We start from the raw sequence: 6,318 nt of genomic DNA, 5'->3' as shown, positions 1-6,318 counted from the left end.
CGCCCCCCAGCATCGCCACCCCAGCCCAGACCTGCGGCGTATGGCCCCGGACGGCCCCCGCATTGTTCCAGACTATAAGCGATATCCTCGTCGTTGTCCGCCAGATGGGTGTGCAACATCACCCCCTTGTCCCGCGCCAGCAATGCGGCCTCGCGCATCGAGTCGCGGCTGACAGAAAATGGCGAGCAAGGTGCAATGCCGACCCGTACCATCGCGCCCTCGCGCGCATCATGAAACGTGTCAATACAACGGATGCTGTCGGTCAGAATATCGGCCTCAGCCTCGACCAGACTGTCAGGTGGCAGACCCCCATCGCTCTCGCCAATGCTCATTGACCCACGAGTCGGGTGGAACCGCAAACCAACCTCGTGTGCAGCTTCAACCGTGTCGTCTAACCTACTGCCATTGGGGTATAAATACAGGTGATCCGAAGACATCGTGCAACCGGAAAGCGCCAGTTCCGACAGGCCCACCATCGCCGATATCCGCATTTCCTCGGGCCCGAATTTCGACCAAATCGGATACAGGGTTTGCAGCCAGCCAAACAGCAGCGCATCCTGCCCGCCGGGTACTGCACGGGTCAGGGTCTGGTATAAATGATGGTGCGTATTCACCAAACCCGGTGTCACCACACAACCTTTGGCATTGATAATTTCGGCACCACTCACCGCCAGATTTTGCCCCACCTCGGCAATGACCCCGTCGCGCAACCGTAAATCAGCGCCCGCAATCTCGCGTCGCCCATCATCCATTGTAACCAGCGTATCCGCACCCTGAATTAGCACATCACCCATTGTTCAATTCTCCGGTGCTTCACGCAAAACTTCCAACGCCGCTGCATGAACCTGCGCATTTGCTGCCGCCAAAACCCGTCCGCCGTCATGCGCGGGTCTGCCCTGCCAATCGGTCACTACGCCGCCCGCCGCCTGCACCACTGCAATCGGGGCTTGCACGTCATAGGCCTGCAAACCGGCCTCGACCACCAAATCGACGTGGCCCGCGGCCAGCAGCGCATAGCCATAACAATCCATACCGTAACGGGTCAGTTGCATCTTGGATTTAAGCGCCCTGAATGCGGATTTTTCAATCGGCGTGCCGATCGCGGGAAAGGTGCTAAGCAGGATTGATTGTGACAAACCCCGCGCCGCGCGGGTTTTCAAAACCACCTCGCCATGCGGCCCCGTCATCCGCGCCTCACCCAGCCCGCCAATGAACCGCTCGCCAATATAGGGTTGGGCAATCAGGCCGAAAAACGGACCACTTTCATCACGCACCGAAATCAGCACCCCCCACGTCGGCGTGCCGCTGATATATCCGCGGGTGCCGTCAATCGGGTCCAGCACCCACGTCAGGCCACTGCTCCCCTCGCTATAGCCGAATTCCTCGCCCAATATCGCATCCTGCGGGCGCATTTTGGCCAGCACATCGCGCATCGCAACTTCGGCAGCGCGGTCGGCAACGGTTACAGGATCAAACGCATCCGGCTCTTTATTATCAGCCACCAACCCCGCCTTGCGAAAATGGCGCAGTGTTTCCACCTGCGCCACATCGGCCAAGGCTTGCGCCGTTCGCTTCAGGCTGTTTTGCTCGTTGATTGATAATTCCGCCATCCGCCCCGCCTTTGACTGCACTCAGTCACTGTTGCGGCATCACGCGATTGGCGTCAAGCGCGGCTAGGCAACATCGCTCAGCACACGCGCCAGATCAAACAGACGGCGGCGCTGGTTTTCCGGCATCGCATAATAAGAGCGAACCAGCTCAAGCGCCTCTTTGTCGGCCATAATATCCACAGGGATATGGCCATTCACAGGCGCGTCCGCTGCCTTGTCGTTCAAACCATCAAAGAAAAAGCTAACGGAAACCCCTAACACATCCGAAACATCCCACAACCGTGAGGCGCTAACGCGATTCATTCCGGTTTCATATTTCTGGATTTGCTGGAACTTAATTCCGACCTTTTCGGCCAATTGTTGCTGGGTCATACCAACCAGCCAGCGCCGGTGGCGAATACGTTTCCCGACATGGACATCAACAGGGTGCTTCATTTCATATTCCTAATTTCAATTCCAACTTACTATAATAAAAGAATTATTCCTCCAACCTGTCCTTATATCCAAGCTTTTGGAGCATTCAGGGGCGTAAGTGGCATACTTGTTAACAAAACCTTAGTATCTTTCATCCGATTGGCTGCCCCTATTGTCTGCACAAAGAATCGGCAACAACCTTGGCGTGTTTAACGTCGTTGGGCAACATATTCCAATTCCCCGCGCCCTATCTGCTTCGCAATCCCTTTACCCGCATGCGCAATACCTTTACTTCGTGCCCCAGCATACGCTGCAACATCTTAATATGTTATGGAGCCACACCATGCGCGCCTTTAAATTGCACAGTATCGGGGATGCGCCACGTCTTACATCCTGCGAGGTGCCAACTCCGAAAACGGGCGAAATCCGGCTGAAAATCAAGGCCTGCGGGCTGAACTTTGGTGATTTGCTGATGATCAACGGCAGCTATCAGGAACGCCCCGATCTGCCCTTCACCTTGGGGATGGAGCCTGCGGGGATTGTGGATGCGCTGGGGTCGGAGGTGACGGACCTGAAAATCGGCGACAGGGTGGCGGTCTATCACGGGCATAGCGGGCTGGCCGAATACGGCTGTTTTCCGGCGGCGCATTGCAACCTGTTGCCGGATAATATGACAACCACCGTTGGGGCCGGATTTCTGGTGGCCTATGGCACCTCGCATCTGGCGCTGGCGCATCGGGCGCGACTGAAGCCAGGCGAGACATTGCTGGTGCTGGGGGCGGCGGGCGGCATTGGCCTGACGGCGGTCGAGATCGGCAAGCGCTTAGGCGCGACGGTGATTGCCTGTGCGCGCGGGGCGGACAAATTGGCGGTCGCATCCCGTGCGGGGGCGGATCACCTGGTGGATAGCGACACGGATGATCTGCGCGAGGTGGTCAAGTCGCTGGGCGGGGCCGATGTGGTCTATGATCCGGTCGGTGGCGATCTGTTCAAAGCAGCGTTGCGGGCCTGCAACCCCGAGGCGCGGATCATCCCGCTGGGGTTTGCCAGCGGCGAGGTGCCGCAAATTCCGGCCAACATATTGTTGGTCAAGAATATCGAGGTGATCGGGTATTACTGGGGCGGGTATCTGAAGTTCGCGCCCGACGTGCTGCACGACAGTCTGGATACCTTGCTGGGGTGGTATGCGGCGGGGGAATTACACCCGCACATCAGCCACACACTGCCGCTGGAGCGGGCGGGTGAAGCGCTGGAATTGCTGCGCTCGCGCAAGTCGACGGGTAAAGTGGTGGTGACGGTTTAGGGTTGGGTAAATCACGTCTCCACTATACTTCCCTCGTTCCTTTACACTTTGGAAAGCGAGAGCACCCAAGGAATTTTTCTCCAGATTTTTGATTGGAGCGCTCGACCATTCTTGCGGTGCATCGTGGGCATTTTGTCTTATCGTTTTGTTGCTCAGCTACCCTGGTTTTCACATGCTTAATATGGGCGCGCATTGTTTCGCGGTTGGCGTCTAACGCGTTGCTGTTTAGCCGTTCTCTAAATACTCGAAGTTGATTGTCTGAGAAATGCGCGTTTTGCATTGATCGGATGTAGCCCGAAAGTTCTCGAGCATCCCAAAGAACATTCTCTGGCATATTTGTTTTAGGCTCTGCGGAACCGGCGAATACCACCACGTTATGGAGTTGCTGTATCTCTATACCAAGCAGATCTTGCACGACCTTAATATGCTTGTAGTTCTGCCGGAGCGGGTTCTGGAATTGCGATTTGTGGCGGTGGAGAACTTGTGTCCAACGCGCTTGGTTAGCATCTCCAAAAATCCAGCCGGACATGTTTTTCGTTTCGACAATAAAAACACCATTCCGTGAAAGGACGATGTGGTCGATTTGCGTTGTCCCGTCTTTGGTCGGAAGCGTTAAATCGGTAAGAACGTGATACTCATGGTTGTTCAGGCTTGATCGAAGTGAAGAATTGACTCGTGCCTCTCCAACCGCCCCTTTGGAGGACGGGGATCGCAGGGACAAAAAAGCGATCACCACCCCGATGAATAGAATGATTGTTAGAAATTCCTGCAAGATGCTCCTCAACTACCCTAAATCAACTAAAGGAAACCTATTCGAAATTGAGAAGGTTGAGAAGGGTGCGGGGTTGGCAAATTTGGCGACCCAAACTAACGGCTCAAACCAGCCCTTCTCCCCCCTCATAAATTCCGAAACGCCTGCCGCACAAACTCCGCCATGTCCTCGACCACCTGCCCCGTGGCCAGATGCGACACATAAAGGTTGATCTGCTTGGTGGTCAGGTCGGGTAGTGCTCCGTTGTGGTGGATCGCTTCCACATAGGGCGGTGCCATGCCTTCCAGCACCGTATGCACGGCCAGATCGGCGCTCACGGACGCCTCAATAGTGCGGGTGGAGTCGGATTCGACCGCCATTTCCCAAGCGATGCCCGCCTCGTCCAGTTTTTTCTGCACGCCGGCGCGAAAAATGCAGGCGTGTTCATAGGCCAGCCGCAGCGGGCGGGTTTTCCAGATCGTGCCGTTCGGCGCCCCGATCCAGATCAGCGGCAAGGTTAGCAAGGTCTCGCCGCCGTTATCGAGCGAATCCTCAGTCGTCAGGATCATGTCGCATTCGCCGCGCTCGAACATTTTGCGCAGGCCCGTGGTATAGGACGACACCAGCCGTACATTGACCCGCGGATATTCAGCGGCAAAGCGCTGCAACACCTTCGGGATGGCGGGGTAAACGATGTCATGCGGCACGCCCAGCACCACCTCGCCCTCATAGGCCTGATCGGTCAGGCGGCTGAACACCTCGTCATTCAGCGCCAGCATGCGGCGGGCGTACCCCAGCAGTTGCTCGCCCGCCCCAGTCAGCACCACGCCGCGTCCATTGCGCTCCAGCAGTTTCAGGTCCAGCGATTGCTCCAGCCGTTTTAGCTGCATGGATACGGCGGACTGGGTCAGGTTCAAAAAACCCGAGGCTTTGGTCACCCCGCCCGCTTCGGCAACAGCGGCAAAGGAACGCAGGGCGGTCATGTCGAGATTTCTGGGCATATCACAATCCTTGATGTGTTGTCGCATAAACATTCATTTCCATAATGGATCGTGGAATGCAATACAGATCAAGTATTTTAATGAATACAGCCAAACCAATCACGAGATCGAAAGGATCGCACCATGACTATGACAACTTGCAACAGCCCCGCCCGCACACTCCCGAAACAGCGTCCCTCAATGTTTCGCATGATTGCGCAAATCTTTGCTACACAGGATCAACGCCGCGCCCTCCGCCAACTGGACAGCGCCGCGCTAAACGATCTGGGCCTGTCCTATGCAGACGCCAAAGCCGAAGCAAACCGCCCGTTTTGGGACGTTCCGGCCACTTGGCGGCAGTAATCTGCATTAAATCGCACCAATTGCGGGTATTCCGCACAGAAATCCTTGAAAAACAGACCATCTTTGCCAATATATAACGGTGAAGGTGGCCGTTTCCTATGGGCACTGGCCAATATAACTTTATCTGGAGGTTTCCATGGCAGACTATAATACGATCCGCGCCGGTGCCGGCGTAGGCACAGCCGAGATCGACGCAGGGCTACGCGCCCATATGAACAAGGTTTACGGCACAATGTCCGTTGGCCTGCTTTTGACAGCGCTGGTTTCCTGGGCCGTTGGCACCAACGAGGCGTTGTTGCAAACGCTGTTTACCGGTTACGTGCGTTACATCGTTATGTTCCTGCCGCTGATCATGGTTTTTGCGTTCGGCGCAATGATCAACCGGATTTCCGCCGCGGGCGCACAGCTGTTTTTCTATGTATTCGCTGCCGCAATGGGCCTGTCGATGGCATGGATTTTCGCGGTGTTTACTGGGTATTCGATCACCCAGACTTTCCTTGTGACATCGGCTGCTTTTGCCGGTCTTAGCCTTTGGGGTTACACCACCAAGAAAGACATCTCTGGTTGGGGCTCGTTCCTGATTATGGGTGTGATCGGCCTGATCATCGCATCCGTCGTGAACATCTTTCTGGGGTCGGGCATCGTTCAACTGGCAATCTCTGCCCTTGGCGTTCTGATTTTCGCAGGCCTTACCGCTTACGACACGCAGAAGATCAAGAACGACTATCTGGCGCATGCGCAACACGGCGACAGTGAATGGCTGGCCAAATCGGCCATCATGGGGGCGTTGAACCTGTATCTGGATTTTGTGAACCTGTTTATGTTCATGCTACAATTCATGGGCAACCGCAACTAACAGCGTTTCATATTGAGTTTGAAAAAGGGCCGGTCAGATTG

General features: G+C 55.7%; 8 protein-coding genes. 3 read left to right on the top strand and 5 right to left on the bottom strand.

The features are described from left to right. The 3 genes from ACWB12_RS10190 to ACWB12_RS10180 form a co-directional block, all read right to left on the bottom strand. Positions 1 to 794: amidohydrolase family protein (locus tag ACWB12_RS10190; protein WP_479529972.1), on the bottom strand; the 794-nt coding region annotated here is incomplete at its 3' end. A gap of 3 nt (positions 795 to 797) precedes the next feature. Then, positions 798 to 1,610 (bottom strand): inositol monophosphatase family protein, encoded by an 813-nt coding sequence (locus ACWB12_RS10185; RefSeq protein ID WP_479529971.1) that lies wholly within the window; start codon positions 1,608 to 1,610, stop codon positions 798 to 800. Between the two features lie 63 nt (positions 1,611 to 1,673). Then, on the bottom strand, positions 1,674 to 2,045 hold the full coding sequence (locus ACWB12_RS10180; RefSeq protein ID WP_479529970.1) for a helix-turn-helix domain-containing protein: 372 nt from the start codon (positions 2,043 to 2,045) through the stop codon (positions 1,674 to 1,676). A 322-nt stretch (positions 2,046 to 2,367) separates the two neighbouring features. On the opposite strand from ACWB12_RS10180, the gene ACWB12_RS10175 reads away from it, so the two are divergent. Next, complete coding sequence (locus ACWB12_RS10175) at positions 2,368 to 3,327, top strand: NADPH:quinone oxidoreductase family protein (RefSeq protein WP_479529969.1); 960 nt, start codon at positions 2,368 to 2,370, stop codon at positions 3,325 to 3,327. 22 nt (positions 3,328 to 3,349) lie between these two features. Here the strand turns inward: ACWB12_RS10175 and ACWB12_RS10170 are convergent, their stop codons facing one another. Both ACWB12_RS10170 and ACWB12_RS10165 read right to left on the bottom strand, forming a co-directional pair. Continuing rightward, entirely contained in the window at positions 3,350 to 4,099 is a 750-nt protein-coding gene (locus tag ACWB12_RS10170) for a nuclease-related domain-containing protein (protein ID WP_479529968.1), read from the bottom strand. A 125-nt stretch (positions 4,100 to 4,224) separates the two neighbouring features. Then, positions 4,225 to 5,079 carry a LysR family transcriptional regulator gene (locus ACWB12_RS10165; RefSeq protein ID WP_479529967.1) on the bottom strand — a complete coding sequence of 285 codons (855 nt, stop codon included), beginning with the start codon at positions 5,077 to 5,079 and terminating at the stop codon, positions 4,225 to 4,227. 123 nt (positions 5,080 to 5,202) lie between these two features. Between ACWB12_RS10165 and ACWB12_RS10160 the strand changes: the two genes are divergently transcribed. Together ACWB12_RS10160 and ACWB12_RS10155 are read left to right on the top strand one after the other, a co-directional pair. After that, positions 5,203 to 5,421: a DUF1127 domain-containing protein gene (locus tag ACWB12_RS10160; RefSeq protein WP_479529966.1), complete on the top strand. Its 219-nt coding sequence runs from the start codon at positions 5,203 to 5,205 to the stop codon at positions 5,419 to 5,421. Positions 5,422 to 5,557: 136 nt separating this feature from the next. Further along, complete coding sequence (locus ACWB12_RS10155) at positions 5,558 to 6,277, top strand: Bax inhibitor-1/YccA family protein (RefSeq protein WP_479529965.1); 720 nt, start codon at positions 5,558 to 5,560, stop codon at positions 6,275 to 6,277. The last annotated feature ends 41 nt before the right edge of the window (positions 6,278 to 6,318 follow it).

The sequence above is a fragment of the Profundibacter sp. genome (assembly GCF_056498605.1).
This window is presented reverse-complemented; position numbering and strand designations above follow the sequence as displayed.